General features: G+C 55.7%; 1 protein-coding gene. It reads right to left on the bottom strand.

Going from position 1 to position 273, the window contains the following annotated elements:
* The coding region (locus AXE65_RS04535) for a phage head closure protein (RefSeq protein WP_068388715.1) at positions 1-254 on the bottom strand (254 nt) is incomplete at its 3' end.
* Positions 255-273: the final 19 nt, after the last annotated feature.

Genomic DNA, 273 nt, shown 5'->3' with positions numbered 1-273 from the left:
ATTAAATAATGGCCGCTTGCGTGGATGAGTCGCATGCCCGCCGTGATTTGTTTGCGGTAGCGGATGACCGCGCGTGCCGTGATCTGGTTTCGCGCCGCTTGTGCGGCAATAAAGTCGCGTGCGGATAAAGGTTCAAGGCTTGCCCAGACGCGGGCTATTGTTTGCCATGTTTCGATATTCGCGCCGCTTTGTGCGTCCTGGCTATTAATGGCTCGCTGTATCTCTACGCGGTGGCGCAGTTTGCCCGCTTGCATGCTGTTACCGGATCACTAT

The sequence above is a fragment of the Ventosimonas gracilis genome (assembly GCF_001580025.1).
In the GTDB taxonomy this organism is placed as follows: domain Bacteria; phylum Pseudomonadota; class Gammaproteobacteria; order Pseudomonadales; family Pseudomonadaceae; genus Ventosimonas; species Ventosimonas gracilis.
Note: the sequence above shows the minus strand (reverse complement) of the source record. Positions and strands in the feature narration are given on the sequence as shown.